Consider the following 9,076-nt stretch of genomic DNA (forward strand, 5'->3'; position numbering starts at 1 on the left):
GGGCGCGCTGACCACCGGCGGCCGTCTCGTGGTCGTGCCGTACGCGGTCAGCCGGGACGTGGAGGCGTTCCACGCGCTCGTGCGCGACGAGGGCGTGACGGTCCTGAGCCAGACCCCGTCGGCGTTCCGCCAGTTCGAGACCGCGGACGAGCGCGCAGGCGGCGACCTCGCGCTGCGGGCCGTCGTGTTCGGCGGCGAGGCCCTGCACCGGCCGTCGGTCCGCAGGTGGGCGGCCCGGCACGGGTACGCCGCGCCGCTGCTGGTGAACATGTACGGCATCACCGAGACCACCGTCCACGTCACCTACCTCGAACTCGACGCCTCCCACGTCGACGGCGACGTCAGCCCCATCGGCGTCCCCCTGCCGGACCTCGGCGTGCACGTGCTGGACCGCCACGGGATGCCCTGCCCCGTCGGCGTCACGGGCGAGCTGCACGTGGCGGGCGCGGGACTGGCGCGCGGCTACACCGGGCTCCCGGCGCTGACGGCCCAGCGGTTCGTGCCCGACCACCTGTCCGGCGTGCCCGGCGCCCGCCTGTACCGCAGCGGCGACCTGGCCCGGTGGAACGCCAGGGGCGGCCTGGAGTACCAGGGCCGCGCCGACACGCAGGTCAAGATCCGCGGCTACCGGATCGAGACCGGCGAGGTCGAGAACGTCCTGGCCACGCACCGGAGCGTCCTCGAAGCCGCCGTCACCCCGCACACCGACGCCGAGGGGCGGACCGACCTGGTCGCCTACCTCGTGCCAGGGACCGCGGCGGCCCCGCCGCCCGTGGACGAGGTGCGGGCGTGGCTCGGCGAGCGGCTGCCGGGCTACATGATCCCGCGGCACTTCGTGACGCTCGACGCGCTCCCCCTGACCCCGCAGGGCAAGGTGGACCGCCGCGCGCTGCCCGAGCCCGCCGCGAGCCGCCCGGTGCTGGAGCAGCGGTACGCCTCGCCCGTGGGAGACCTGGAGAACCTGTTCGCCGACATCTGGCGCCGGGTGCTGGGCGTGGACCGGGTGGGTCGGCACGACAACTTCTTCGACCTGGGCGGCGACTCGATCCGCAGCATCCAGATCCTCGGCCGGGTGCGCGACGCCGGGTTCACCGTGGGGCTCCAGGAGTTCCTCGACGCCCCCACGCTCGCCGACCTCGCCGCGACCGCCGCACCGTCCACTCCGGACGACACGCGCGCCACCCTCCCGTTCTCGCTCGTCGGCGACGCCGACCGCGCACTGCTGCCGGACGGGCTGGAGGACGCCTACCCGATGGCGGAGCTCCAGGTCGGCATGGTCTACGAGATGGAGCGCGACCGCGCCCGCAACGCCTACCACAACGTGGAGACGCTGCGGCTGGCCGGACGCTTCGACGAGACGTGCTTCCGCGCGGCGGTCGACCAGGTCGTGGCCCGGCACCCGGTGCTGCGCACGTCCTTCGACCTGGTCGGGTTCAGCGAGCCGATGCAGCTCGTGCACGCGACCGTCGAGGTGCCGTTCACGGTCGTCGACCTGCGCCGGGCGGACGACCGCCGCGCGGCGCTCGTCGAGCACGTCCGGCACGAGCAGGGCAACCGGTTCGACCTGTCGGAGGCCCCGCTGCTGCGGATGGCCGTGCACGTGCTGTCCGACACCGCCTTCCAGTGGACGATCACCGAGCACCACGCCGTCCTGGACGGGTGGAGCGTGGTCTCCACCCTCGCCGAGATCACCGACCGGTACCGCGAGCTGCTGGCGGGACGGCGGCCCGCCGTCGAGCCCCTGCGCTCCCTCTACCGCGACTTCGTCGCCGCCGAACGGGCGGCGCTGGCCTCGCCGGAGAGCCGGGACTTCTGGCGCGACCGCCTCGCCGAGGCACCCGACGGCCGGATCCGCCGGTGGGACGCCGCGCTCGCGGGCGAGCGGGTGGACGGGGAGCGGCACGTCCGCGACGAGGCCGCGGGCCACGGGTCGCTGACCACCCCGCTGTCCGCCGACCTGCTCCGCGGGCTGGAGGAGTTCGCCGTCCGGGCCTCGGTCCCGGTCAAGACGGTCGTGCTCGCCGCGCACCTCAAGGTGCTCGGCACCTACACCGGCTCGACCGACGTGCTGCTCGGCCTGACGTCCAACGGGCGGCTGGAGGAGACCGACGGCTCCGAGGCGCGGGGCCTGTTCCTCAACACCGTGCCGCTGCGGGTGCGGCTGCCCGAGGGCGGCTGGCAGGACCTCGCGCGGGCGGTCTTCCGCGCCGAGCGCGACCTGCTGCCGCACCGCCGCTACCCGCTGGCCGCGCTCCAGCGCGAACTCGGCGGCGACCGGCCGCTGTTCGAGTCGAACTTCACCTACAACAACTTCCACCGGATCGCCCGGCTCGCCACGGACGGCACGATCGACCAGGCGGGCGCCGACCCGGTGCTCCCCGGCGTGGCGCGCACGAACTTCCCGCTGGACGTGACCTTCAGCCACGAACCGGGCGCCGACGGCCTGCTCCTGGAGATCGACTACTCCCTGCGCGACCTCACCGCCGACCAGGTCGTGCGGCTGCGCGACAGCCACCTCCGCGCCCTGCGCGCCCTCGTCCTCGACGGCGGCGCGCACCACCGCGCGTCGTCCCTGCTCGGTGCCGAGGACGAGCGCCTGCTCGCCTCGTGGGAGGGCGCGGACGCCCCGGTGTCCGGGCTGCCCGTGCACGAGCTGTTCCGGCGGCGGGCGGCGTCGTGGCCCGACGCCGTCGCGGTCGAGTCGGGTGACGACCGGTTGACCTTCGCGGAGCTGGACGCGCGCAGCGACGACCTGGCCCGGCGGCTGGTCGCGGCCGGTGCGCGGCGCGGGGACCTGGTGGGTCTGCACCTGCGGCCCGGCGTCGTCGCGCTCGTCGCGGTGTGGGCGGTGTGGAAGGCCGGTGGCGCGTTCCTGCCGCTGGACCCGGAGCTGCCCGCCGCGCGGCTCGACGTGATGGTGGCCGACGCGGTGCCGTCGGTCGTGGTGTCGAGCGGGGCGACGCCGGAGTCCTGGCGGACCGTGTCCCCGGACCAGGACGGCGAGGTCCCGGACGTGGACCTGCCGGTGGTGGGTGCCCGCGACCTGGCGTACGTCATGTTCACGTCGGGATCGACCGGTCGGCCCAAGGGTGTCATGGTCGACCACGGCAACCTGGCGAACTTCGCGGAAGCCCTGCTCCTGCCCCGGATCCGCGGTGGCGGGATCACGGCCGGGCAGCGGGCCCGCGTGCTCACCGGCACGTCGGCGTTCATCTCCGACTTCTTCCTGGAGCAGGTGCTGCCGCTGCTGGACGGCCACCGGCTGCTGGTGCTGTCCGGTGCCGAGGGGCGCGACCCCCGGCACCTGGTCGAGCTGGCGCAGGACCCGGAGCGGGCGGTGGACGTCATCGACGCCACCACCTCGCAGGTGCACCTGATGGTGGAGGCGGGCCTGCTGGACGCCCCGCACCCGCCGAAGCTGATCGCCATCGGCGGCGAGGCGTGCCCGCCCGACCTGTGGGACGCGCTGCGCTCCCGTCCGGGTGTGGTGGTGCACAACACCTACGGCCCCGCCGAGAGCGCGGTCGACGCGACCTGCGCGCACCTGGACGAGCACTCCTCACCGGTGATCGGGCGCCCCTACGGCAACGTGCGGGTGCGCCTGGTCGACGAGGCACTGGATTCGGTGCCGCCGGGTGCGGTCGGCGAGATCGTCGTCGGCGGTCCCGGTGTGGGCCGCGGGTACGTGCGGCGACCCGGTGCGACGGCCGCGGTGTTCGTGCCCGACCCGTGGGGCGAGCCGGGAAGTCGGCTCTACCGCACGGGAGACCTCGGCCGGTACACCCCGGACGGGCAGATCGAGTTCCTCGGCCGCGGCGACCACCAGGTCAAGATCCTGGGGCAGCGCGTGGAGCTGGAGGAGGTCGAGGCGGTGCTGCGCGGCCACCCCGCGATCGAGGCGGCGGCGGTCGGCGTCCACCGCTTCGGCGCGGACGGACGGGTGGGCCTGGTCGCCCACCTGGTCGCGGCCGGCGGTGCCCCGGTGGACCACGACGACGTGCGCGGATACCTCGCGGACCGCCTCCCGGCCGCGGCCGTGCCCTCGGTGCTGGTGCCGATCGACGTGCTGCCGCTGACGGTCGGCGGCAAGCTCGACCGCGCGGCCCTGGTCGTGCCGGACGACGTGGAGACGGGCCTTCCCCACCGCGACCTGGTGGCTCCGCGGACCGAGACCGAGCGGCGGATCGCCGAGGTCTGGCTGGGGCTGCTGGGCGTCTCCCGAGTCGGCGTGCACGACGACTTCTTCGCACTGGGCGGGCACTCCCTGCTCGCCATCCGCCTCGCCATGCGGATCAGCGCCGACCTGGGCGCCGACCTGCCGCTGCACGAGGTGTTCGAGCGGCCGACCGTCGCCGGTCAGGCCGAGCTGATCGACGGGCGCGCGGCGGCCGGGGCGGTGGCCGGGATCCCCCGCGCCGAGGGCACCGAACTGCCCGCGTCGCACGCCCAGGAGCGCCAGTGGTTCCTCTGGCAGCTCGCGCCCGACGCCTCGACGTACCACGTCCCCTGGGGCTACGAGGTGCTCGGCGACCTCGACCTCGTCGTGCTGGACGCCGCCGTGGCCGCGCTGGTCGAGCGGCACGAGTCCCTCCGCACGACGCTGCACACCGACGCCGGGGGCCGGGTGCTGCAACGGATCGGCGCCGCGCGGTGGGGTGGCCTGGCTGTGCTGGACGCGGACGACGCCGCTCTGCCCGCGCTCGTCGAGCAGGCCGTGCGCGGGCCGTTCGACCTCGGTGCCGGACCGGTGCTGCGCGCGACCGCGTGGCGCCTCGCCCCGGACCGGCACGTCGTGCTGTTCGTGGCGCACCACATCGCCATCGACGAGTGGTCCTCCGACGTCTTCGAGCAGGAGCTGTGGGCGCTGTACCGGGCGGGCGGTGACCCGGCCCGTGCCGGGCTGGCCCCCCTGGACGTCCGGTACGCCGACTACGCGGTGTGGCACCGCGACCTGGTGGAGCGGCGGTCGGCCGACGACCTCGCCTACTGGCGGCGAACGCTCGGCGGCGCGCCGCCGCCCTGGCCGCACACCCTCGGGCGGAAGTCCGCCGCCGCCGGTGCCTCGCACCGCGTCCCGGCCGACGCGCTGGCCGGGCTGGACCGGGTCCGCGCGGAGGTCGGGGCGACCGACTTCATGGTCTACCTGGCCGTGTACTTCCTGCTGCTGGCCCGGCGTTCGGGCGAGCGCGACCTCACCGTGGGCGTGCCGGTCTCCGGGCGGACGCACGCCGACCTCGCGCCGGTGGTGGGCTTCTTCGTGAACACGCTGGCGCTGCGCGTGGTCGTCCACCCCGACGACGACTTCCCGACGCACCTGGAACGGGTGCGGGAGGTGGTGCTGGAGGCGTTCGCCCACCAGGAGGCACCGTTCGAGCAGGTCGTCCGGGCGGTGGCGCCGGACCGCGCCGAGAGCGCGAACCCGTTGTTCCACACCATGTTCTCCTTCACCACGGGCACCGGCACCACCGACCGGACGACCGACGACGGCCTGGTCCTGCGCGACCTGCCGATCGAGGGCAGCGGCAACCGGTTCGAGCTGGCACTGGGCGCCACCCGCACGGCGGACGGCCTCGACCTGACGCTCCAGCTCGACACCGCGCTGTTCGAGGCGCGGGAGGCCGGGCACCTGGTGTCCTCGTTCGCCGCGCTGCTGCGCGAGGTGGGCGGGTCGCCGCGGCGCGCGGTGTCGGAGTTCCTGCGCGCGGGCGACGAGGAGCGGCTCCGCCTGGCCGAGTGGACCGGGACCGCCGAACCAGCGGCCCGCACCACGCCCGTGCACGAGCTGTTCCGCGAGCGGGTGGGCCTGTGGCCGGACGCGGTCGCGGTCGAGTCGGGCGACGATCGGCTGACCTTCGCCGAACTGGACGCGCGCAGCGAGGTGCTGGCCCGGCGGCTGGTCGCCGCGGGTGTGCGTCGCGGTGATGTCGTCGGGTTGCACCTGCGGCCCGGTGTGGACGCGGTCGTGGCGGTGTGGGCGGCGTGGAAGGCCGGTGGCGCGTTCCTGCCGCTGGACCCGGAGCTGCCCGCCGTGCGGCTCGACGGGATGGCGCGGGACGCGGCCCCGGCCGTGGTCGTGTCGCTGGACCCGGCGGCCGTGCCCGGTGCGTGGCCGACGCTGCGCCCGACCGGTGCCGACGCACCGGACGTGGCCCTGCCGGTGGTGGGCGCTCGCGACCTGGCGTACGTGATGTTCACCTCCGGCTCGACCGGTCGTCCCAAGGGCGTGATGGTGGACCACGGCAACCTCGCCACCTACGCGGAAGTCCTGCTGCTGCCCCGGATGCGGCGCGCCGGGATCGCGGTGGGGCAGCGGGCCCGTGTGCTGACGGGCACGTCGGCGTTCATCTCCGACTTCTTCCTCACGCAGATCCTGCCGCTGCTGGACGGCCACCTGCTGCTGGTGGTCTCCGGTGCCGAGGGCCGCGACCCCAGGCACCTGGTCGAGCTGGCGCAGGACCCCGAGCGTTCGGTCGACGTCATCGACGTCGCCACCTCGCAGGTCCAGGTCATGGTGGAGGCGGGACTGCTGGACGCCCCGCACCCGCCGAAGATGATCACGTTCGGCGGCGAGGCGTGCCCGCCGGACCTGTGGCGGGCGTTCCGCGCGCACCCGGACGTCGTGGGGCACAACCAGTACGGACCCGCCGAGACGACGGTGGACGTGGCGTACGCGGACGCCGACGAGCACCCCTCGCCGGTGATCGGGCGGCCGTACGGCAACGCGCGGCTGTACCTCGTGGACGAGCACCTGCACCAGGTGCCGCCGGGCGCGGTCGGGGAGATCGTGATCGGCGGTCCCGGTGTGGGTCGCGGCTACGTGCGGCGGCCGGGCGCGACGGCGGCGGTGTTCGTGCCCGACCCGTGGGGTGAGCCGGGGAGCAGGCTCTACCGGACCGGTGACCTCGGCCGGTACACGGTCGGCGGGCAGGTCGAGTTCCTGGGGCGCAACGACCACCAGGTCAAGATCCAGGGCCAGCGCGTGGAGCCCGAGGAGGTCGAGGCGGTGCTCCGCGCCCACCCCGCGATCGAGGCGGCGGCGGTGTCCGCGCACCGCATCGGTGCGGACGGGCGGCTGCGGCTGGTCGCGCACCTGGTCGTCGCGGGCGCGGTGCTGGACCGGGAGCAGATCCGCGAGCACCTGCTGAGCCTGCTGCCCCCGGCGGCGGTCCCGACGGTGCTGGCACGGGTCGACGCGCTGCCGATGACCGTCGGCGGCAAGCTCGACCGGCTGGCGCTGACCGTGCCGGACGACGTCGAGACGGCGGACGTGGTGGCGCCGCGCACCGTGACGGAGGAACGGATCGCCGCCGCGTGGCAGGCGGTGCTCGGTGACGTCCGCGTCGGTGTGCACGAGGACTTCTTCGCCGTGGGCGGGCATTCGCTGCTCGCCGTGCGGCTGGCCATGCGGGTCAGGGCGGAGCTGGGTGCCGATCTGGCGCTGCACGAGGTGTTCGCGCACCCGACCATCGCGGGTCAGGCCGAGCTGGTCGACCGGAGCACCGCGTCCGGTGCGGTCTCGGGGATCCCCCGTGTCGAGGGGACCGAGTTCCCCGCGTCGCACGCGCAGGAACGGCTGTGGTTCCTGTGGCAGCTCGCCCCCGACAGCCCGACGTACCACGTCCCCTGGGGCTACGAGGTGCGCGGCGACCTCGACGTGGCCGCGGTGGGCGCGGCCGTCGAGGCGCTGGTGCGGCGGCACGAGTCCTTCCGCACCACCCTGCACGTGGACGACGAGGGCCGGGTGGTGCAGCGCGTCGCCGCCGGGTGGAACGTCGACCCGGCCGTGCGCGAGGTCACCGAGGCCGAGCTGCCCGAGCTGGTCGACCGCGAGGTGGAGCGGCCGTTCGACCTCAGCGCCGGACCGGTGCTGAGGGTGGCGCTCTGGCGCACCGCGCCGGACCGGCACGTGGTCCTGTTCGTGGCGCACCACGTCGCGGTCGACGAGTGGTCGCTGGACGTCGTCGAGGCCGAGTTCTGGGCGCTGTACCGGGCGGGCGGCGACGTCACGGCCGCAGGCCTGGCCCCGCTGGACCTGTCCTACGCCGACTACTCCGTCTGGCACCGGGACCTCGTGCGGCGGCGGTCCGACGACGACCTCGCCCACTGGCGACGGGCGCTGCACGGCACCACGTCCTCCTGGCCGCACGCGCTGGGCGAGCCCGCCGCCTCCGGGGCAGGGGAACTCACGAGCACCGTTCCCGCCGACGCGCTGGCCGGGCTCGACCGGGTCCGCGCGGAGGTCGGGGCGACCGACTTCATGGTCTACCTGGCCGTGTACTTCCTGCTGCTCGCCCGCCAGTCGGGCGACCGCGACCTCACCGTGGGCGTCCCGGTCTCCGGGCGGACGCACGCCGACCTCGCGCCGGTGGTGGGCTTCTTCGTGAACACGCTGGCGCTGCGCGTGGTGGTGCGCCCCGAGGACGACTTCGCCGCGCACCTGGAACGGGTGCGCCGGGTGGTGCTGGACGCGTTCGCGCACCAGGAAGCGCCGTTCGAGCAGGTCGTCCGGGCCGTCGCGCCGGACCGCGCGGAGGGCTCGAACCCGTTGTTCCGCACCATGTTCTCCTTCACCGAGGGAGGGCACCACGCGGACCGCCTCGACCGGGGCGTCCCCGGTGGGCTGAGCGTGGGCGAACTGCCGCTCGGCGGCGGGAGCGACCGCTTCGACCTGTCCCTCACCACGACGCGCACGGCGGCCGGGCTCCACCTGACCCTGGAGTTCAGCTCCGGGCACTTCGCGGAACCCGCGGCGGAGGACCTGGTGGCGTCGTTCACCGATCTGCTGCACGCGGTCGCGGACTCCCCGCTCACCGGCGTGGCCGACCTCCTGCGCGCGAGCCCGCGCGACCGGGAACGCCTGACCGCGTGGACCGGGCAGGCCACCCGAGCGGTGGAGCACCGCGTCGTGCACGAGTCGCTGCGCGAGCGGACCGGTCTGTGGCCGGACGCGGTCGCGGTCGAGTCGGGCGAGGAGCGGTTGACCTTCGCGGAGCTGGACGCGCGCAGCGAGGTGCTGGCTCGGCGGCTGGTCGTCGCGGGTGTGCGTCGTGGTGATGTCGTCGGGTTGCACCTGCGG

The 9,076-nt window shown here is 74.9% G+C and carries 1 protein-coding gene; it reads left to right on the forward strand.

Annotation, left to right across the window (positions count from 1 at the left end):
• On the forward strand, positions 1-9,076 hold a 9,076-nt coding region (locus VFZ92_RS34720), incomplete at both ends, for an amino acid adenylation domain-containing protein (protein WP_330880895.1).

This window comes from Umezawaea sp. (assembly GCF_036375055.1).
In the GTDB taxonomy this organism is placed as follows: Bacteria; Actinomycetota; Actinomycetes; order Mycobacteriales; family Pseudonocardiaceae; genus Umezawaea.